27 protein-coding genes are annotated in these 19709 nt (G+C 38.7%); 18 read left to right on the forward strand and 9 right to left on the reverse strand.

Annotated features, from left to right (window positions below; translation table 11 throughout):
* Nucleotides 1-23: 23 nt before the first annotated feature.
* Nucleotides 24-1475: an exodeoxyribonuclease I gene (gene sbcB / locus A7967_RS17585; protein WP_064435919.1), complete on the reverse strand. Its 1452-nt coding sequence runs from the start codon at nucleotides 1473-1475 to the stop codon at nucleotides 24-26.
* Nucleotides 1476-1613: 138 nt separating this feature from the next.
* Here sbcB and A7967_RS17590 point away from each other — a divergent pair, with 138 nt between their 5' ends.
* The 8 genes from A7967_RS17590 (at nucleotide 1614) to A7967_RS17620 (ending at nucleotide 6937) form a co-directional block, all read left to right on the forward strand.
* A complete protein-coding gene (locus A7967_RS17590) occupies nucleotides 1614-2831 on the forward strand; it encodes a tyrosine-type recombinase/integrase (RefSeq protein WP_064435920.1) in 1218 nt (405 codons plus the stop codon).
* A gap of 211 nt (nucleotides 2832-3042) precedes the next feature.
* Nucleotides 3043-3186, forward strand: coding sequence for a hypothetical protein (locus A7967_RS23045; RefSeq protein ID WP_157756421.1), 144 nt, complete (start codon nucleotides 3043-3045; stop codon nucleotides 3184-3186).
* Nucleotides 3187-3349: 163 nt separating this feature from the next.
* Entirely contained in the window at nucleotides 3350-3535 is a 186-nt protein-coding gene (locus tag A7967_RS17595; protein WP_064435921.1) for a hypothetical protein, read from the forward strand.
* 161 nt (nucleotides 3536-3696) lie between these two features.
* Nucleotides 3697-4362: a hypothetical protein gene (locus A7967_RS17600; protein ID WP_157756422.1), complete on the forward strand. Its 666-nt coding sequence runs from the start codon at nucleotides 3697-3699 to the stop codon at nucleotides 4360-4362.
* Nucleotides 4363-4433: 71 nt separating this feature from the next.
* Nucleotides 4434-5021, forward strand: a complete 588-nt coding sequence (locus tag A7967_RS17605; RefSeq protein WP_064435923.1) for a hypothetical protein — start codon at nucleotides 4434-4436, stop codon at nucleotides 5019-5021.
* A gap of 57 nt (nucleotides 5022-5078) precedes the next feature.
* Entirely contained in the window at nucleotides 5079-5552 is a 474-nt protein-coding gene (locus A7967_RS17610) for a DUF4760 domain-containing protein (protein WP_064435924.1), read from the forward strand.
* 46 nt (nucleotides 5553-5598) lie between these two features.
* Nucleotides 5599-6498, forward strand: coding sequence for an endonuclease/exonuclease/phosphatase family protein (locus A7967_RS17615; protein ID WP_064435925.1), 900 nt, complete (start codon nucleotides 5599-5601; stop codon nucleotides 6496-6498).
* Nucleotides 6491-6937: a hypothetical protein gene (locus tag A7967_RS17620; RefSeq protein ID WP_064435926.1), complete on the forward strand. Its 447-nt coding sequence runs from the start codon at nucleotides 6491-6493 to the stop codon at nucleotides 6935-6937. The genes A7967_RS17615 and A7967_RS17620 overlap by 8 nt, the downstream gene beginning before the upstream one ends.
* A 45-nt stretch (nucleotides 6938-6982) precedes the next feature.
* Here the strand turns inward: A7967_RS17620 and A7967_RS17625 are convergent, their stop codons facing one another.
* The 3 genes from A7967_RS17625 to A7967_RS17635 are packed head-to-tail and all read right to left on the reverse strand — an operon-like array spanning nucleotide 6983 to nucleotide 8447.
* Complete coding sequence (locus tag A7967_RS17625) at nucleotides 6983-7462, reverse strand: coiled-coil domain-containing protein (RefSeq protein ID WP_064435927.1); 480 nt, start codon at nucleotides 7460-7462, stop codon at nucleotides 6983-6985.
* The gene (locus A7967_RS17630; protein WP_064435928.1) at nucleotides 7459-7791 is read right to left on the reverse strand and encodes a hypothetical protein; all 333 of its coding nucleotides are present in this window, start codon (nucleotides 7789-7791) and stop codon (nucleotides 7459-7461) included. Before A7967_RS17630 ends, A7967_RS17625 begins: the two co-directional genes overlap by 4 nt.
* 17 nt (nucleotides 7792-7808) lie before the next feature.
* Nucleotides 7809-8447 carry a LexA family protein gene (locus A7967_RS17635; RefSeq protein ID WP_064435929.1) on the reverse strand — a complete coding sequence of 213 codons (639 nt, stop codon included), beginning with the start codon at nucleotides 8445-8447 and terminating at the stop codon, nucleotides 7809-7811.
* Nucleotides 8448-8600: 153 nt separating this feature from the next.
* On the opposite strand from A7967_RS17635, the gene A7967_RS17640 reads away from it, so the two are divergent.
* From A7967_RS17640 to A7967_RS17675, 8 genes are all read left to right on the forward strand, one after another.
* On the forward strand, nucleotides 8601-8819 hold the full coding sequence (locus A7967_RS17640; RefSeq protein ID WP_064435930.1) for a YdaS family helix-turn-helix protein: 219 nt from the start codon (nucleotides 8601-8603) through the stop codon (nucleotides 8817-8819).
* Entirely contained in the window at nucleotides 8816-9109 is a 294-nt protein-coding gene (locus A7967_RS17645) for a helix-turn-helix transcriptional regulator (protein WP_064435931.1), read from the forward strand. The genes A7967_RS17640 and A7967_RS17645 overlap by 4 nt, the downstream gene beginning before the upstream one ends.
* A 9-nt stretch (nucleotides 9110-9118) precedes the next feature.
* Complete coding sequence (locus A7967_RS17650; protein WP_064435932.1) at nucleotides 9119-9532, forward strand: hypothetical protein; 414 nt, start codon at nucleotides 9119-9121, stop codon at nucleotides 9530-9532.
* A 9-nt stretch (nucleotides 9533-9541) separates the two neighbouring features.
* Nucleotides 9542-10138, forward strand: a complete 597-nt coding sequence (locus A7967_RS17655; protein WP_064435933.1) for a hypothetical protein — start codon at nucleotides 9542-9544, stop codon at nucleotides 10136-10138.
* 19 nt (nucleotides 10139-10157) lie between these two features.
* Nucleotides 10158-10454: a hypothetical protein gene (locus tag A7967_RS17660; RefSeq protein ID WP_064435934.1), complete on the forward strand. Its 297-nt coding sequence runs from the start codon at nucleotides 10158-10160 to the stop codon at nucleotides 10452-10454.
* Between the two features lie 3 nt (nucleotides 10455-10457).
* Nucleotides 10458-13013, forward strand: a complete 2556-nt coding sequence (locus tag A7967_RS17665; protein ID WP_064435935.1) for a replication endonuclease — start codon at nucleotides 10458-10460, stop codon at nucleotides 13011-13013.
* A gap of 129 nt (nucleotides 13014-13142) precedes the next feature.
* Nucleotides 13143-13949, forward strand: a complete 807-nt coding sequence (locus tag A7967_RS17670) for a hypothetical protein (RefSeq protein ID WP_064435936.1) — start codon at nucleotides 13143-13145, stop codon at nucleotides 13947-13949.
* Nucleotides 13950-14323: 374 nt separating this feature from the next.
* Nucleotides 14324-14725 carry a hypothetical protein gene (locus A7967_RS17675; protein ID WP_064435937.1) on the forward strand — a complete coding sequence of 134 codons (402 nt, stop codon included), beginning with the start codon at nucleotides 14324-14326 and terminating at the stop codon, nucleotides 14723-14725.
* Between the two features lie 209 nt (nucleotides 14726-14934).
* On the opposite strand, the gene A7967_RS17680 is transcribed toward A7967_RS17675, so the two are convergent.
* Entirely contained in the window at nucleotides 14935-15180 is a 246-nt protein-coding gene (locus tag A7967_RS17680) for an ogr/Delta-like zinc finger family protein (protein ID WP_064435938.1), read from the reverse strand.
* 344 nt (nucleotides 15181-15524) lie between these two features.
* Between A7967_RS17680 and A7967_RS23435 the strand changes: the two genes are divergently transcribed.
* Both A7967_RS23435 and A7967_RS17690 read left to right on the forward strand, forming a co-directional pair.
* Nucleotides 15525-16085, forward strand: coding sequence for a hypothetical protein (locus A7967_RS23435; RefSeq protein WP_244507111.1), 561 nt, complete (start codon nucleotides 15525-15527; stop codon nucleotides 16083-16085).
* A 16-nt stretch (nucleotides 16086-16101) separates the two neighbouring features.
* Nucleotides 16102-16920 (forward strand): hypothetical protein, encoded by an 819-nt coding sequence (locus tag A7967_RS17690; protein WP_064435939.1) that lies wholly within the window; start codon nucleotides 16102-16104, stop codon nucleotides 16918-16920.
* A 12-nt stretch (nucleotides 16921-16932) separates the two neighbouring features.
* On the opposite strand, the gene A7967_RS17695 is transcribed toward A7967_RS17690, so the two are convergent.
* From A7967_RS17695 to A7967_RS17710, 4 genes are all read right to left on the reverse strand, one after another.
* Nucleotides 16933-17391 carry a hypothetical protein gene (locus A7967_RS17695; protein ID WP_064435940.1) on the reverse strand — a complete coding sequence of 153 codons (459 nt, stop codon included), beginning with the start codon at nucleotides 17389-17391 and terminating at the stop codon, nucleotides 16933-16935.
* A complete protein-coding gene (locus A7967_RS17700) occupies nucleotides 17391-17717 on the reverse strand; it encodes a phage holin family protein (RefSeq protein WP_064435941.1) in 327 nt (108 codons plus the stop codon). The genes A7967_RS17695 and A7967_RS17700 overlap by 1 nt, the downstream gene beginning before the upstream one ends.
* Nucleotides 17714-18781 carry a phage portal protein gene (locus tag A7967_RS17705; RefSeq protein WP_064435942.1) on the reverse strand — a complete coding sequence of 356 codons (1068 nt, stop codon included), beginning with the start codon at nucleotides 18779-18781 and terminating at the stop codon, nucleotides 17714-17716. Before A7967_RS17705 ends, A7967_RS17700 begins: the two co-directional genes overlap by 4 nt.
* Nucleotides 18781-19709, reverse strand: a 929-nt coding sequence (locus A7967_RS17710; protein WP_209438567.1) for a phage terminase large subunit family protein, incomplete at its 5' end; no start/stop codon positions are given. The genes A7967_RS17705 and A7967_RS17710, both read right to left, overlap by 1 nt.

The raw sequence follows: 19709 nt of genomic DNA on the forward strand, positions 1-19709 counted from the left end.
TCAAGCCGCTTACCGCTTACCGCTTACATACTCTGTGCGTAGTTATACAACGCTTTTAAAATAGTCAGATTTTTTTCATTATCGTCATGTTCATGGGCCAGATTTTCAAGGGTTACCATAAAATCTTGTGCGCTGATCGAGGGTTGATCTTCACCATGCATTAGCTTGTTTTGGCAATATTGACGCCATTGATCGAGTTCATCTTGATTAAGTGATTGTGGCCAGTTACGAGCGCGGTACTTAAATAGTAAGTTATCGAACTTCTTATCTTCAAAATCTAACTTCATACCCGCTAATTGCTCAGGACTGGCATCTCGGATAATGGCAAATTTAGCTTTATCAGCATGGCTGGTAAAGCCGTCGTATAGCATGTAATCGGTATTGGTGGTTTTACCGTAATCGGGCTTATCGTTAAACACTTCAGTCACTTTATCGCGCAGTGTTGAATTGGCTTTTAAAATCGCAAGATTTTTTAAGCATTGCTCGCGATCAATACCTAAACGGGCTGCATTTTCAGGTAATAATGTTTTAGCAGGTGCTAAAATAGGGCACTTATTTAAATGCACTAGCTTTAAACCAACGGGTCGTTCATCCTCTGCAAGATCACTGCGCTTGGTATAAAGACGCGTACGCAGCTCTTCAACTGATAAATCCAGTAACACTTGCGGATCTTCCGTTAGGTTAAAGCATACTACCGCGTTTTTATTGGTTGGATGAAAGCTCATTGGTGCAATCCAGCTTGTACACCCTTGTGTAGCAGGTATACGTGACGAGGTATGTACCAGTGGCGTCATGTTAAACACATCTACTAATTCAGCTAGGGCTTTTTTACCACGTAAACCAAAAAAGAAGTTATACAGTTTAGGCTGCTTGTCTTTTATAAGTTTAGCTAGGGCAATAGTGGCGGTTACATCGCTTAACGCGTCATGTGCAGCGGCGTGTTCAATGCCATTGGCAACGGTTAAATGTTCCAGCTTAAAACTTGGGCTGCCATCTTCTTTGAGCGGCCATTCAATACCTTCAGGGCGAAGCGCATAACAAGCGCGCACTAAATCAATAATATCCCAGCGGCTATTATTGTTTTTGTATTCACGCTCATAGGGGTCGTAAAAATTACGGTAAAAGCTGTAACGGCTTACTTCGTCATCAAAACGAATGCTGTTATAGCCAGCTACGCAGGTATTAGGCACACTAAATTCAGCATGGATCTTGGCAATAAACTCAGCTTCAACTAAACCTTTTTGCATCGCCACTTGCGGGGTAATGCCTGTGATCAAACACGCCTCAGGGTGCGGTAAATAATCAGCCACCGGTTTGCAATATTCAATCAACGGCTCACCAATAATGTTTAAATCAAGATCGGTCCGAATCCCTGCAAACTGGCTAGGCTTATCCTTTTGCGGACTCGCTCCCCAGGTCTCATAATCGTGCCAGTATATCGTAGGTTGGTTTTCGTAATATGTTGGTTCGCTCATTCTGTCTCTTAGCCCTTTATTTATGCGGGTTTTTATTGCGCTTTCATTTGTTCTTGTATTTTCGAGTATGTTGCAATCTGCGCATTGTGTGTATAGTATCGTGTATAAATTTTTTGCTAACTGTGTATAAAAAATTAAATGGCGATCAGCGACACTAAATTAAGAAAGCTGCTAGATAAAAATCAAACACCTTGCGTATTATCGCACAGAGATAGTTTAAGTGTAAGGGTATCAGCTAAAGGCACAATCACATGGCAATACCGTTGTCGTGTTGATAGCAAGCAGGTCATTATCTCGCTTGGCCGCTATCCTGGTTTAACCATTAAACAAGCACAAGACTACATACCCCATTTTCAAAACTGGCTCAGCCAAGGAAAAGACCCACGCATAGAGCTAAAACTTATGCGCAATGAAGCCAAAGGTTTACCTACAATGGCAAAGGTTGCAGCCGATTGGGTTGAAAAAAAAGTACCAGACCTAAAAGAAAAAACCCAAACCCTTTATACACATCAAGTCAGCAAATGGGTTGTGCCATTTTTAAATGATGAAGCCAAGCCACTTGATCTAATGACCATCAAAGATTGGATAAAATACTTTGATAATGTAAAAGTACAGGGTAGCGCCAAAACCGCAGGTGCTATATTAGTACGTATAAAATCTATAATAGGGTGGGCTGAAAAACGCGGTGATATAAAACCATTCAACCCAGTGTTAACCTTAAACGTAAACGATATTGGCGAGCAATCATCGGTAGGTCAGCGAGTAATGCGCTTTGACGAAATTGCAAAACTTTGGATACAAATTGAAAGCTCAAAAGCCACGCCAGCAACCAAAGCATGTTTGCAGCTAATTTATATAACGGGTGCACGGCAATCAGAGGTTCGTTTAGCCAAGTGGGAGCATTTTGATTTTGAAAATAACATTTGGACAGTACCGCCCGAAAACTCAAAAACAAATAAAGCCATCCGCCGGCCAATATCAAGCAAGATGAAAAGCATCTTAGACACCCTTGCCATGGTATATGGTCGCAGCGGGTATTTAATACCGGGCAGTAAACCAAACAAACCAATGACCACCCACAGCATTAATCGGTATTGCTGTAGAATGTGGGATCACTTGTTTGAAAAATACAAAACGCCTAAGTTTCTACCTCACGATGCCCGCCGATCAATATCAACATTGCTTAGTGAAAATGGCGTAGCACCACACGTAACCGAAAAAATGCTAGGCCACACAATGCGCGGAGTAATGGCCGTATACAACAAACACGACTGGATAAAAGAGCAAGCAGAAGGGTACGAGCTTTATTGCCAGCTAATTGATGATGCAATAACATTAGATCTTCAAAAGAGGTGATGTAACAATGTTTATTACTTTACTGCTATGGAATCACTTCTTTTTGTAAAAGTTGTGACAACCGATCCAACTATTATTAAAGCGTTTAGAGAAAACTGTAAAAAGCCTCAGAGTGACTACAAACAACCGTGATCATGAATCAAACAAAGTAAAATAAATAGTACTGTTAAGGCCTAGGTTATGGGGCTCACAGATAAAAAAGGGTAATGCCATGAAAAATACATCACTGTTTTTGCGTTTATTAGATGAAGATATAAAAGCAGGTAACGTCAAAAAAATATCTAATTCAGTATTTAGCCGAATAAACGCTATTAAATATAAAGCGCTTTTAGCCAAAGCCAAACAAGGTCAATAAAATTTGTTTAATTCGGCTTTCATGTATTTTCGTGTATTGTTGTGTCTACCTATGTATTGCTATAGCTCTCATTTAGTACTATGCTACCAAATATGATAAGTGTACTTAGTGGCTGTAGACATGCTGCTTTAGTATAGGTAAAAAGTAGTATCAGGAGGTATCTATGGGAATTTTAAAACGTAAAATAGTAAAGCCATCAGGTAGTGACACTACTCAAATTAAAAAAGATGAAATATCAGTGAAAATGTCAGGTACTAGTTACTTTATTGTTGATATTGATTCACTCGTCAATAGTACTGTTGTACAGCAACAAGTGAAAAAGGCAAAAGAAGCCATACCTAGCACCTAAAACAGCACCTATATGGTGCTGTTTATTCATACTCGAAAAAAATAATGATAAAACCTACCGTAATTTTCATCCTCGTTATCACAATCGCAGGACACCTGTTTTGTAATAGGACTTACTTTACAATAACGGATTATAAAAAGTCCGAAGGTTACCATACCTTCTTGTTAGCGGCCTCTTGGGGGCTAGGACTGTTTTGTATCTCTTATATTATTGTTTCAGTATTTGGAGTAACAGAGTTTGGCAGAACATTAGGAAGCAGTTTTAAAAAGTTTTTAAGTATATTAATGCCAGAAGTGAGCAATACCCCAAGTGGAATAAACCTCATTGCTGTTTATTTAATGACACTGTTATTATCCTACATAATTCCAAAAGCAATCAAAAGAGCTGCATATCAAAAAAACCTACTTTATGAAACATGGAAATTAGCAGCAAAAAAAGATTCAACTCCTGAATTCTCATCAATAATTTTCAGTTCTTGGGAGAAAGGGCTACCGGTTGCATTTACTTTATCGAACAGTAAAGTTTATATAGGTTATGTGGTTGAAACCGGAATAGACAGTAACGACTTAAATGTACTCCCTCTTGTCAGTGGTTATAGAGACGATGAGAAGAAAGATCTTATCTATCTAATTGACTACAAGCCAGTACTAGAAAAAATTCAAAAGCATGAGGGTTCAGATATAAGCAAATTTTTAATATCTATACCTCATAGAGAAATTATCCATGCTAATTTGCATGATTTTGATTATAAAAAGCATTTTGATGTAACACGCTATGACCGAACACTAACAGAACCTGATGAAACTAACTACACTGTAGAGAAATAGTTTATTAGCTTTAATATTTTAAATTAAAAAAACTATCTTTCTTTAAAGACTTTAGGTTACTTGGAAATTATATGAATCAAGAATTAATTACTGAATACAATAATAAGGTAAAAGAAATAAACACACAGGTTTGTAAATCTTTAGATGACTCGTTAAAGAGGATATTTGATGAATGGCCTGAGCACTTTCCCACCTCAGTTAATACAGCACCGGATAGGGGAGGGATTTGCCTGTACAAAATTGATTTAACAGAACTTCTCGAAGAATCTAAGGCAAAACTGTTTTACCAAGTCAATACGGTTACTTATGATGAGTTAAATAGGGATCGTCCATTTGAAAATGACAGGCCATTTGAAACTAATAGAGTTGATTCTCATCTTGATAAGTATCCTGATTATTATTTAGAAGCGATAAAGGAAGAATCTAAGAACCTATGTGATAGTTTAAAAAAAAGCGATTTATTATATGAGCCAGATAAAACAAAACTTACAGAATCCTTCATATTTGGTTTCTTTTTAATGAATCAACAATGCAAAGAACACATAAAATCGATCTTTGACTTAGAGAGCACAATTAAAAGCCTCTTTTCAAAAGAAAGAAAATCTGAGTATAAAGAGGCATTAAAAAAAGCAAAGTCAGTATGGCAAAAAGACGGATAACCATACCAACGTTTGTAATTAATCTAAACTCAATAGCTCTGTAGACTAAAATTAAATATGTATGATTTTTTACTAAAAGTTGCGGCTATCGCGCCAATTACAATACCATTAGCTGCACTAGTTGCTCTTTATGGTATTAAAGTTCAAAAACAAGAGAAGAGGCTTGAAAAGTCTTTGTCTTTCTCTCAAGGACTCAGCGAAAATAAGCTATTTCAAGACTCATTGAAAACTTTGGCTGCACTTTTAGATAATAGGCTAGACAAACCAGTTTCAGAATACGCAATAAAAGATATGAGTACAAATGAAGCTAATGCCATAAGAATAGTTTTAAATGAGTTAGAAAGAATGGCCGCAGGGGTTAGGCATAATATTTATGATGAAGAGTTCTTATATAGTTCCCTTTCATCAATGGTTTTGAATATTCATGATTATCTAAGATCTTATATTGTTGAAGTAAAAAAACGAAATCAATCAGCTTATATAAACTTAGAGTACCTTTGCCTTCAATGGAAAATTAAAAAATCAACATAGGTATTATTTTTAATTGAATTAAGTCTTTATTTTCGGATTATTTTATATGGAAAGTAGTATTGAAGACGATGGAAATCTTTTAGATAGCTTATCGTTAGCCTGGTGGAATACTAGCTTATCACCGACTGGAAAAGTTAGAAAAAATAAAAATAATGAAGAAAATCTAATTATTGCTGGGCAGGCGATAACCTCAATGTTAATTGAGAAAAAAATTGATTTTTTAGGTATTGGGGAAGTTTCGCCTTCGGATATTGAGTACTTTAAATCACTGCTATTGGGTACTCCCTACGACATTATAGATTGTTTTGAACAAGTTGGTAGAGGGCAATTTTCTCAGGCTTATATTTATAATGCTAATAATGTAAGGATTTTTAATCAAAAAATTTTAGTGTTTTCGGAATTAGGAAGAAATTACAGAGCGGGGCATAGTTTAATTATTGAAACTAAATGTGGTTCATTAATTAATGTTATTGTGGCTCATTGGCCAAGTAAGCTTCAGAGTTATAATGACACAGTGCGAAATCAACTAGCTAAAACTATTAGAAGTAATATTGATAATTTAAGTGAAGATAAAGTGATTCTTATGGGAGACTTTAATGCTGAACCTTTTGAGGAGTCTTTGAGCGCATATCTTTTAGCTTCTAGAGATAAACTTAAAGTAAGAAAAAAAAAGGAGCTTTTTTATAATCCATTTTGGAGTAAACTTGGTATGTCACAATGTGAAGGTTTTTGCGGTAGTTATTTTTATAAGTCTGGAGTATCAAGCAATTGGCATTTATTTGATCAGATCATTGTTTCATCAATTTTTTTAAATGATCAAGGCTGGAGCTTACTAAGTGAAGAGTCTTTAATAGGGACTGAAGTTATCTTGGCACTAGTCAAAAATACAAATTTGCATTTTGACCACTTACCTGTTTTCACTCAATTGGAGAAAGTAAATGTTTAATTTTGAAGAGTCCTTAAAATCAGGTATTTCACATGCCGAAGAAGAGCAGCAAAACCGAACAGAAATTGACTCTGTGATTGAGCAATTAAAAAGTGATATTGAAACTTTTACCAGTGGTAAGGTTAGTATTAAGTTAGAAAATCGAACCGATATTGATCAAGGCGATTTCATAACTAATGCACTAGCTACAGTCTACGGTCGTAAATCGAGAAAATACATGGCGATGGTAGCTTTTAATCAATCACCAGAAAATTCCTTTGATAAGGAGTTATGTGAGTGGAAATATGGTGAAAAGGGTTATCCGGTAACTATAGATTATTTTAATAAGTCAATTACTTGTGCAGATAAAGAATCATTAATAAATACTTTGCAAGATTTATTGAGTAAACCAGATGCTGGAAAGAAAATTAAATTCTTAATAGATAGAGCACAGGGTTAAGCCTGTGCCTCACTACTTATTCTCAAATTTTAAGGTGTCAGTAACTTAATTTAAAGCAAACTTTATAAATGCTAGAGTTACTCCAATAGCGGAAAAAACTATTCCAGCTCCCCACTTTATCATATCGGCTTTCATTTCAGAGCGCTGAAGTTTTATTTCGACGATATCTTTTTTCATATCTTTAATGTCAGCTTTAACAGCAGTCATATCACTTTTAAAATCACTACGAGTTGTTGATAATTCTGTTTTAAATTCATTCCGAAATGATGTCATATCGGCTTTAAAATCATTACGGGACACAGTCATCTCAGCTTTAAATCCTTCGCGTAATAATGCCATTTCAGTTTTAAAGTCGCTACGCTGGTCTTTTAAATCGACCTTAATCTCACTAATGTCGCGTTTGATATATTCAACGTCTGATTCAAGCTTTGCTATTCTTGTTTCCATATCGCCACCACCGCCGTTGCCTGATTTATTCCGTATATTAGCATCCAAATCTGATATACGGATAACTTTAGCCGTCATTTTTTACCTCCTTTCGCGGCGGCACGTAACACTGCTTTGGTGTTTTCTTCGTCGGCTGCATCTAAAATTATATTAGCATTGATAGACTGCTGAGTACCACACGTGGTACAAATTAATGTATAGGTGGGGAATGTTACGGACTCTAATTTATCGCCCTGTTTAATATAGTGCGCTTTTTGCTGGGTAACAGTTAAGAGCTCATCGTCTGCAGCTAAAAAACTAAGAATGCCCGTTTTACAAATAGGACACGGCGCATCGTTAGTTAGCTTATTATAAACATCATTAACATAATCAACTTTAACATTTGCGTAAAAGTATAAATCATCCATAGTATTATCCTTATATTTTAAAGCGACTTACCCGTAAATATGACTTTTCCCACCAATGTGCAATTACCATTAATTGGGATTAGTTGTTCTGGCCAGTTGGGGTTGGCGGCTTTTAGGAATTTGTGGCCGCTTTCGATAATGAGCTGTTTAAACGTGGCTTGGTTGTCGTCGTCTAGGCGGGCTACTACGTACGAACCGTGGATGCATTCGGCTTCAGGGTCTACAAAAATCAAATCACCTTCATGGAATTTAGGTTCCATGCTCACACCTTGCACCTTTAAGACAAAGGTTAGATCACTGCAATTAACCGGGCACATATAACGCTCTGCATCATACGCTTTAATTTCACTTATTTCTGACCAAGCACCGGCTTGCACCCAGCTGATAAGTGGTGCTGTAGCTTTAATTGTTGGCCCTGGCACAACGTTGTTATTTATATTTTTTGCATCACTCTGGATTTCGCCAATTCCAAATAGTAAATATTCTGGTGTGCAATTGAGAGCTTGGGCGAGAGCATCAATCTTACGGGGGCGTTTAGTTTCGCCTGATTCAATATTATGAATAGAGTTTTGTGCTAAACCTGCAATTAAGCCTAGCTGTGCTTGAGTCATCCCCAACTGAACACGTCTTTTTTCTACTCTTTTTCCTAAATCCATTTTTTAAATTCCTAACATTAAAAATCGCTTAAAGTGATATTTACTGATTATTGCCTTTTTATTTTATTTTGTCTAATCAGTTAAATCGATATTGACATCGGTTAAATTGATATCTATTATCGGTTTAATTGATAAATACTACTTGGAGGAAATATGAGTGCCGTAGCAAAAGCAATAGAAATAATTGGTGGGCAAACAAAAGCCGCCAAGTTGTTAAGCACAAAACAAAACATTATTTGGTACTGGATTAACCGTCACTGCCAAGCCCCAGCGAAATACATTCCGCGTATTTCAGAACTTACTAACGGTGAAGTATCGGTAAACGATTTACTGGCCGATCATCAAAAAAGCAACAAGGAAGATGCAGCATGAGCACTGAACAACAAATCATCTTATTAGATATTCACCCAGACGCAAAAGCGGTGTTGTTTGCGCTACTGCAAGAAAACAATCAACTACGTGCTGAGCTTGAAGAGCAAAAAGACCGCCTAGTAAACACCCGTGAGGCAATGGAAGTTATGGGTTGTGCACATGCCAAGTTTTGGAAGCTTAATAAACTAGACAACTTTCCAAAACCAGTGCAGTTCGGCAAAAGTAACTATTACCGCATTAACGAGCTAATAGCGTTTAGAACCCAGTACCAACAGCAAGTAAATAACTAGGGGGTAATCATGTCAAATGCAGCACTCGAAATTTTAAAAAATCGCGCTAGCACTGAAGTAGGCGAGCATTCTAAAAAAGTATCACTGAAATCAGTTGATGCTAAACCTATACCTGATGGTCTTGCAAAGATTAAAGCCTTACTGGGCAGCGACCGCCACACAGCTGAATACGTGTACAGACATTTAACTAAAAAGCAGCAAGTGATCGTGTGTTACTCGGCAGGGCTAACTAAAGCGGATACCGAAAAAAGCTATCACGAATTTAATAAAGAACAGCGCATTCAAATTCACCAAGCTGTTTTACAACTTCAAGAAATAGTAACCGCATTTGTAGATGCTAATGCTATGTCACCAGCTCGTTTTTTACAAAAGCGAGACTTCAGCGTTACTAAAAAACCGCAACAACCAGCGCAAGCACACTAGGGATTGATCATGAGCTCAAGAAATCGTGGCACGATAAGTAACAAAGATGATTATTACGTAACGCCTCATTGGTTGATCAGTGAATTTTTAGACGCTGTAAATCCTGCAAGCCCACATGCTAAAACGCCACTAATTTTGGGTAACGACATACTTGACCCAAGCGCTGGCGGTTGTGAAAAGTACGAAATGAGCTACCCAGCTGTATTAAATACCCATGGTTATTTTAATGTTGAAAGTTGGGATATTCGTACAGATAGCCGCGCCAGTAAAAAAGGGCACGACTTTTTAAGTTGTGAAGGGCAAGAGCAGTACGACACTGTGATCACTAATCCACCGTTTAGTATCTCTCAAGAGTTTTTAAACAACGCGCTTACGTATGTTAAACCACACGGTTTAGTGATCATGCTGCAACGCCTTAATTGGTTGGGCACACAAAAGCGTTTTGAAATGTGGCAAACCATGCCGCTGCACTCTGTGTTTGTTCACCACAAGCGCCCGGGCTTTAACCCTGAATGCCCATGGAAAACTGATTCAATTGAATATGCACATTTTGTATTTTGCAAAACGGCAAAAGAAAACCTCACACCAAACCTATTTGTAATTTAACCCCAAAGGAATACTAAAAATGACCACTATCAAAGACCAAGATCTATATAAAAATCAGCAATTAATAATCAAGATTGTTTTACATGTTGTAGACCAAGTTAATTTTACTATTCGCAATTTAAACAAACGCCCAACCGTTGCGATGCTGATGGAATGCGAAAACTGCCTTACTGACTTTATGCCAGTGGTGCAAATGATTGTCGTTGATCATACTGAATACGCGCCAGTGTATGACCAAATGGCAACAGCACTTGATGCCGCCCAAGTTCACGGCGAACCCGCGTTGATTGAGTGTGCGATAATCGAGTTTAATTAATAAATGGCTAACCCTAGACCGCTCGATCTTGATGCCCTTAGACTATCTGGTATAGCTAAGGGCTTAATTTCGTCTATTAGCGATATTGACGACCACAACTTTTTAGCGCGTGGTTTACAAAGCGTTCCTGTGCCTTTGCAAAGCCGCATGGCTCGTAAGTACATTGATCGTTATAACAAAAAAAAGGCGGGTAGCCAGGTACGTGCAAATAAATGGCTACGTCGCGTTATTGTCAGATTAAAACCACGCTTTGGCGTGCTGTTTAGTATTACTCAAAATATGCCATTGCCATGGCATATTTTAAGCAGTATTGAAAAAACAAAAAAACATGCGGGCACGCTTGCCATGGAATGTGTGCAAATTGCCCTTGATGTAAGCGAAGAGCACCAGCGCCTAAGCTATGAAAAAGTAGTACGCCTTACGTATGAAGCAGTAGCCGAACATGCAAAATCGTTTGGTGTGAATGTGCCGTTTTATAACATGCGTGAAGACGACCTACCGCCAGCGTGCTTTGAGATTGCTTTGCTTAAAATGCACTGTGACAAGTGGTGGGCACGGCAATTAAAAACTCTGCGCAAACAGTTTTTAGAGCTGCTTGAAATAGCCACTGGCCAAGTGGGTAAAGATCTTTACCACGACAAAAAAAGCAACAAGCCAAAACGCCGTGGCATTAGCCCGTATTCATCAAAACAAGCACAGCGTGAATTTAGCTTTGCCCAAGCCAGTGGCCGTCAGTTTTTAGAAATGATGGAATTACAAAGCAGTGACGGCGATGTAATTGACCTAATTGAAGCCGTAAAAAGCGGCATGGCAAACCCTGCTAACCGCCGCAACGAATTAATGTTACGCATTCGTGAAACGGAAGAACTAGCCGACGAAATGGGCTATGTTGCTATGTTTTACACCATTACATGCCCGGCACGTTTTCATGCCAATGCAAGTACGTGGGACGGCTCAACACCTAAAGATGCACAAAATTATTTAACTACAACATGGGCGCGCGCCCGTTCTAAGCTTAATCGCCGTGGCCTTAAATACTTTGGTGTGCGCGTAGTTGAGCCACACGCCGACGGTTGCCCGCATTGGCACATGATGCTATTTATGCCAAAAAGCAAGCTTCAAGAAATAAACGCTATTTTGCGTTGGTACTTTATCCAAGAGGATAAAACCGAGCTTTACGATCGTTACGGCCCAGAGCTTACTCGAGCAAAAGTATTCAATAAATTTGTAGATATAAACACCCACGGCACGCACATCAAAACGGTTGAGGCCTGTGTTAAATATCGCGCTCACACCGAGAAAACCCACTTATTTAAAATCTATAAACAAAAGCGCAGCGCGTGGGGCTTTGCTAAAAAGAAGGCTAACGAAGTAGCGATACAGCGCAATAAAGAAGAAGCCGAAAAAGCCAAAGCAGAGAACAGAGAACCTAAAAAGTTTAAGGCGAAAAACCATAAAGCGCCTACCAAATTTTACCGTACTTTTAGCCCACGCTTTGACGCTGTAAAGCTCGATAAAAGCAAGGGCAGTGCAGCGGCCTACATAGCTAAATACATCAGTAAAAATATTGATGGTTATATGCTGACTGATCACGTGGACGCTGAAACAGGCGAAAACCTGCAAGAGCAGGCTAACCCCGTTTTAGCTTGGGCGAGTACGTGGAATATTCGACAATTTCAGTTTCAGGGCTCGCCAAGCGTCACCGTTTACCGAGAATTGCGCCGCATGCGCAACCCAATCAAAGACGAAATCATAGAGCCTATTCGATACGCGGCAGATAACGCCAACTGGAAAGACTACGTAAAACTACAGGGCGGCATGTGTATTGGCCGCGCCGCTAATTTTAAATCAATGTACGAAGATACCCCAATGGGCAACGACTACGCGGAAGTAGTGCGCCGCATTAAAGGTGTTGTGACCAATATTGATTACAAAGCCGTGCTTACACGTTTGTTTAATAACGTGCATAACGTAACGGATGCAACCAGCTTAAAAACCCGCCTTATCGAATGGACCAGACAACTCAAAGGCACAGCAGAGAAAATTGCAGCTAAGGCCACCACCAACGTCGGCGCAGCCGACCTATCTTGGTCTAGTGGTAATAACTGTACGCCTATAGCCGTGGGCTCTAGCGCCGAGTTGTTACTCGATATGGTGGGTTCTTCAAAAAATGCTCTTGATGATCTAATAAAGGATCTAAATAACGGTAAAAGGATCGTGACAAACGGCCAAATTTACCAAGTTAGAGACGGCCAATTACAAGTATTAGACGACGCAGCGAAACTTAAGCATGAAAAACGTTTAGCGATTGAGGCAACAGCCAAAACTAACAGCCTAAAAGATGGCCGTTGGTTAGTCACTGATGAAGATTGGAACAAAGCCCGCGAATTTATAGCACAAGTTTATAAGCATGCAGAGATAGACGGCCGTACAACACTCATTTCAACACAAAACAATAACGGCCTGATCACCATTGGCGATTGGGACCTAGCAACTTTAGTAAACGAAGGTAGCGCATCAGCAGTTAGCGATAACGACTGGTGGGCACTTGAGGTGTGAGGTGCTAGTAAAAAAATACATCAGCTAAAGCTCTCTTTATGGCGCAATTAATGTACCTACTATATTTACAGAAATGTAAATATAGTATATTTTCCTATTTAAAAGTAAATTAAATGTATGAGGAAATTTATGAAAATTAGTTATCCAGCCGCACTAGTATTTGTTTTAAGTTCCACTCCTGCGTTGGCACTAACAATGCCAAGCTATTGTAAGGAAGGGCAAGTAAGTACGTATTTTGGAATTCAAGGCTCATCGTATATTCCTGTGAATACGCCTAAACGTTTTAAGTCTGGACATGGTTGCCAAACGCTATTATGTGACTTGGATGGTTTGACAAATAAAACAATGAAGTGGGGAGCTGAAGAGTATTCAACGGCAGTTTCCGCAAAATATGATGGAAATGCAGTGACCACGCATAATTTCATTTTAAATCAAGTTGGAACTCAAAATGTGTGGTTTACATATGCTCAAGGTGGATCATATAAGTGTAGCTATAAAAAAGTAAGCGTCCATAAAAAACCTGATTTAAGAATAATTGATCAATCGATCAATATTACAAATTCAGGCCATTCGACGATTAATGTATCTGCCGATGGAAATTATAAGCCTTACTCTTGGGCATATGAAAATAATAGACAACCATTCTTTGTATGGAAACTTAAAACTAATTGTTTATTTCCATCTGGTAGAACACATTGCTCTATAGATGACTGGGCAAAATTCCAAACTGTTGGCACAACAAGCTCATTTGAAAATTTCAACTTGGAGTTACCTCCTGGGTTATATGACTTAAAAGTGGAAATAAGTGACGGTAGTGGTGTAAGTGAACATTATATCGGTGTTTTTGGTAGACCAGAAGATACAGGTAGTAACAATAGCGGACCCGGGGGGATTGGCGGGGGATGCATCGGAGCCAACTGCGAAATTGAGCCATAATCTCAAACTAGAGAGCTTTTATGATGGGGTTTGACAACTATTTCGAATATTAAATTTTAAGATAATTTGCAAACCCCATAAAAGGGACTATTTTTAAAGTGACTATTTATTATAGTTAAAAACTTCAAATCCTAAAAAAGGCTGATATGGGATGTCGGCCTTTTTTATGCCTGAAATTCATAGACTTTGCATACAACCGAATGTTTTATAGATACGCAATTGTAAAAATGGATTCAATGAAATGCTTAAAAGGCTAGATAAATACATGGATAACTTAAAATCCCCATACTGGGAACCAATTTTATATTTTATACTTTATATTTTTTATATGTGTTTTCTCTTCAATAATAACCATTTTAACTGCTTCACCTGACTTGGCTGGAAAATTAGGCAATACTGGTAGCTTTTTCGGAGGGGTAATTGCAGTTCTTGCGTTTTGCCTGGGTGTAAAAGAATACTTAAAATATACACGACATAGGGGGTTCCATGATTTAAATAGACTTAAAAATGAATTGTTACCTACCTTTGAAAAAGAATTTTCTTTAAATCAATCTAATTTATTAGTTCTGATAAGTAATATTGCTAAGTATGAAAATGCAGAAATAGCTAGGGAAAATATCAAAAATATAGATGTGTTAGCTGTAAAAAATTACTTTGTTGATCTTCACTTTAAGGTTGAAACTTCGCTTAATATGGTAATTTCAGCGTCACCTCATCTAAAATTCGATTTAGAAGCAATAAGAGACGAATTTAAAAACACCATTTTAGTTTGGTAGCATGCGGCAATCTTTTGTTATAACTTTCAAGATGAAAAAATACTTAGCTTTGTTGAAACAAAGCATAGGAAACAATTTCTCTATGTATTGAATAAAAGTGAGATATACGCAGCCTTTACTGAAAATAACAACAAGGGTTCTGAAGCATTTAGAAAGTATTCGGAAGAACTGTTGGGATTAATATCTAGAATTAAAGGTTTGAATTAGCTTTATAACCCAGTTAATTCTAATTGTTGTTCTCGAGGTAAATTTTTAATCAGTGCAGCGGCAAGTTGCGCAGTAGTTTTACAAGGAGGGTTTAAGAAGTGATCAAACGATTGGGTAATTCTAAACGTAGCACCGCATTCTTTAGTATTTGTGCATGAGCAATATAAATTAACAACATGCGCGCTTTGCTTTTCGCGCGATGTGATCGTTGCTTTAGCTTCGCAATTTGGACAAGTAACCCGCGCCATAATATTCACCAATCGTTAATAAAACACACTGTCATTATATACAGTGGTTGCGCGTATGCCAAATAACCATTTACCTATTAGCTGAGAACTCCAAAGGCTAAAAAATTCACTCCTCCTCGCCTTCCGCTTTCGTGCAAAAAACGCGTCAAATTGACAACCCCAGTGACACATCATTAATCGCCAGCCAGCCCAGTAAAAGGATCTGTAAGTAATTTTAAAAAGATCGCATTGTCAAAAAGTGACAATGTTTGGCAATAAAGTGACAACAAAAAGATCAAATAGCTGGTGATTTACCTAATATTGAAATATCATTAATTTATTATCAGTTAAGTGATAAATAAATTATGAAGTATTTACATAAAGGCTCACAAAGCCAAGAGCGATTAGATGCGCTTTTATCGTTTGGTAAAAGTACCAGTGAAGATATAAAAGCAGCACTCAGTGATTACTTAGTTCGTGGTATCAGCAAGACCAATGCAGCAACGCTTAATGGTGTGCAAGGACCAAATTTAACAAGAGCACTTAAGCGTCTTGAAGTTGTTGCCGGTAAATTTGAAAACGCATTAGAAATTGAATGGTACTCAAAAAGGCAGGATATGAAATTAGAATTAATAAAAGAAAGAGTTGATGCTTTATTGGTTGAGTTAAATTCGTTACTAGCCAGCCTTGAATATTCAGATGATGATTTAGAAAAGCATACGAGTAGAATAATTAACAGGCTTGAATTGGAAGTTGAGCATATTGGTACCAGTAAACGCAGTACTGAAAACGAGCATTGTTATATGTCTCCAATTTATGACGATGTATTAACGCCGCTAAAGGATAAAAAATACATAGTTACCGATAGAATAGAGAACTGTATTCTTGATTTAGAAGAGTGCAAAAGCAAATTACCTGACAAATAAATTTGTAAGGTAATATTTGGATACAAGTAGAAAATATTTACTTTTGGGGAATATGGTGGAAAAACTGAAAGATTTAGCTCAGTTTGTATTAAAACAAAATTTTGTTATTCGTAATATGATCATTATTTTTCTTGGTTCATTGGGTGGAGCTACTTATTTAGGAAAAGTTAGCGAAGTTGCGACATATTACTATGCTTGGAACTCAGGATTTAGATTACCAGCGGAAGGTGTACCTTACTTGGCATTGACAGTTTTTGCCTTGAGTTTTTTCGTATTTATCTCTGCATTTTTAGTTTATATGGCAGTTTATTTTTTTGGAAAAGTATTCTTCAGCTACGTTGAAAACGATAGGATAACAAGTACGGTCAGGTTAATTCTCAGGACTAGTTTACAAAATAAAAGTTTAGTTGAAGTTTTAGCCGCGGGTTTAGCAGCCTCCACTTTACTTTCTATTGTAGCATTTACCATTCCTTATCTAGATCAAAGCATTGAAGTGAATCGTTGGATAGTGGTACCTGTCACCTTTATTTTATCCTTTATTTCTTTTGCAAGTTTGTTGGATAGAGGAATGCTAAAAATTTTAGCTGCAATAATTGCTTTGGTGTGTGCTTTCGGTTTTCCTATGGCTATGTTTAACCAAACTAATTATGTCTATACACTTAATATACTTCAATATGGCGGGGGGATTAGTGTAGATATTACCACTAGTAAAGCAAAATATACTGGTTCAAAACTTCTTCTTAGGACTTCACAATCACTAATTTTGAAAGACTCAGAAGACAATCGAATTATTGAAATTCCTTTCAGCAAAGTCGAAGCTATTTCATATAATTGAAAATCCCTAGCGCTAGCTCCCCCTAGCGCTTTTCTTCCTTTCCCGACTCCCCCAAAATGCTCTAAACAATCGCATTAGCCCAAGTGTTGAAACGGCAATACCCACTATCACAAATTCAAAGTACCAGGGCGCGCCTTTATAGCCCATTGCTTGCCAGCCTTTTTGCATATACGGTTGCATGGCGGGGATAAAGTGACACACAAACAACCCCAAAAAGAATAAAATGATCACTTCATCCATCATTGTTTTGTCGCGGTTCTTCAGCACAAGCAGGTCATAATCAGCGTCGTTTTGCTCGGCTTGCATACAGCGCTTTGCTTTGGCATTAAACTGAGCAATTTTAAAGTTGTTTTCAGCGCGTGCTACATCGGCGGCCATTTCAGCCGCTATTCGTTTACGCTCAACATAGCCGCCGGTTAAATCGGCTATTGGGTCTGTGATGAATGAAACCAGTGTTTTTAACCATCCCATTATTTTATCCCCCTGATAAATTTAATAAAGCCTTTTGGGTCTTTGCTAAAGGCTTTAATTAGCTTGTCGAACCCTTCAAGCAAGTGCGGGGCAGCATAGGCGGTTACCCCAATCACGCCTGTTTTTAGGTTTTCATCAAACCCGCGCCATTCACAAAACATGGCTGATAGGTAGGCTGCAAATATCGCAATTAATACACTCATAAAATAATGAAAAAACGTAAACTGCCGCTTACTCAAATACATTTGGATTGCGGCTGCTAAAAAACTCAACATAAGTAATCGCCCCCATTGTTTAATAAATTCGATAACATCAATCCAGCTCATGCGCTTTCCTTGGTTGTTGGGTTTAGGTCTGAGTACTCAGGCTCTTTAAAATCAATATGCTGTGCAGTAGGCAAATAGTTGTTAATGCCTAATACATCTTGTTGGAGTGGCACAACTTCGTTGTTGTAATAAGCGCGGGTGATTTTGTCTAAATCACCAAAGCCGGGGCTGTCGCCAGATGATTGACCGCTCAGTGCTTCTTGTGCTCGGTGCATGCTGAGCATGTCGTTTAGGGTGATTTTTTTAATGCGCTCAAATTCGTCTTTAGTTGATATGTCGCCCACGGGGGTTATTTTTAATGACTTTTCAGCATCGGCTTTTTGTCCCCTAAAGTTTAAAAACAAACTCCTAAAGTTGCCCACGCCTTTACTGTCTTGAATGGCTTTTTTAAGGGCGTTTTCATCTTCTAGGCTCATGAACGGGTCAGCCATTGAAAATATAAAGCCCATGTGCGCGCCGTTTTTGTAATAGCGGCGGCGAAATAACGTGGCATCTTCATTGAGTAACGCCGATTGAATACCGCCGTAATATTGCGGCATGCCGTAAATACCTTGGGCGGGGTCATACTCTTTTACGTGTATAACTTCACCGGCATTAAAATAAATAGGCTCATGGCTTTGGTTACTTAATTGCGCATACACCCCGCGTTTATCGGTATAGCGCATAGTGAGGGCGGGCAAATGGCGCAGTTTAATGACTTGCCCGAAGGCGTTTTTAATAATCTGTAAATACGCGTTACCGCTCCACAGTAAATCAAACGCAAACTTGCTAAGGGCTTGATGGCTCAATAACGGGTTTGGCTTATACCACTTTAAGATCATGTTGCGCTTAAAGTAGAGTATGGGCCCATGCTGGGCATTTACTCGCAGCAACTTAACTAAGCCGTGCAAACTAATGGGCGGTGCATAAATGCCGTTGCTGTCGCTAAATACCCCAACGTAATCGGTTAGCCGGTTGTCTAAACAGGGCTCGGGATCACCAAAGCTAAATGAATCGGTCATTGCGGTGCGTTGATTGTAGTTAGGCGCTTGGCCGTTACTTACTTGTAATCGTGGTTTGGTCATTAAGCTGCAATTCCTACAGAGGTTTGACGGTTAAGGGCGTTGCCGTCGAGTGGTTCAAATAACATGGCGTGCATAATTGCCCACGCAATATCGGCATGGCCTGTGGTGGCGGTGCGGTTTGTGGCATAGGTAATTTGGTCGCCCACCACTTTGCGGCGAATATTAATAAACGAGCTGGCAATATTTACCGCGTCCTGGTCAAACTCAAGACGGCGGTTTTGAATAACGTTGATTGCTTTGATCACCATGCGGTTTTTAATAATTGGGTTGTAATGGATCGGCTCTGCGTTAGGGTAAAACTTAGTAATAAGCTCCCACACGCCGTAACCAATGCCGGTGGTATCTACGCCAATATGTACCACGTTGTATTTTTCGGTGAGGAGCTTTATTTCAGCGGCCATGGCTTCAAAGTCATTGCCGCTTAAATCGATTGCTTCCAGCAGGCGGAATTTTTCGCCGGGTTTCATGGGGGCACTGAGTACGGCAACACTGGCTTTGTCGCCAAAGCGGGCAGGGTCAAACCCAATGACGACAGGTTTTAAACCATAAGGGCGCTCGTAGTCTAAATCAAAGTCGGTCCACTTGGTTGAATCGCCCACACAGTTCATTAGTTGTTTTAAGTTAAACGCGCTGTGGGCATCATCAATAAACTTACACATAAACAAGTTATTAAACTCATCTAGCGAGTATTCGTTTTCAAGTACACTGATATCAATGCGGTCAAAGCCAGAGTTCACCACATCGTGCACAGTGAGCATTTGCCGCCAAATACCGTCTTCACACAGTAGGCCATGCTTTAAATTTTTATGGCTAACATCAATAGCAAATTCAGGATCGTTACAGGCTTTGGTTTTACGAAACCATTTACCGTTCCAATGATCATACGCTTCGTGGCTGGTAACACTTGGCGTACTAAAGTAGGTAATAC

The organism is Pseudoalteromonas neustonica, assembly GCF_001653135.1.
GTDB classification, from domain to species: domain Bacteria; phylum Pseudomonadota; class Gammaproteobacteria; order Enterobacterales; family Alteromonadaceae; genus Pseudoalteromonas; species Pseudoalteromonas neustonica.